The sequence below is a fragment of the Streptomyces chilikensis genome (assembly GCF_001642695.1).
In the GTDB taxonomy this organism is placed as follows: domain Bacteria; phylum Actinomycetota; class Actinomycetes; order Streptomycetales; family Streptomycetaceae; genus Streptomyces; species Streptomyces chilikensis.
Map to the genome: position 1 here is coordinate 1,215 of NZ_LWCC02000058.1, position 210 is coordinate 1,424.

Here is a 210-nt window from a genome sequence, read left to right on the forward strand (position 1 = left end):
TGAGCGCCGGGAGTTCGACCGCGGCGGGTACCGGGGTGGCCGGGACGACAGCCGTGGTGAGCGTCCGCAGCGGAGCGACTTCCGTGGCCGTGACGATCGCGGTGGTGACCGCGGTGGTTTCCGTCGTGACGACCGTGGTGGTGAGCGTGGCGGGTTCGACCGTCGCGACGACCGCGGCCCGCGTCGTGACGACGACCGCGGCGGGTTCCG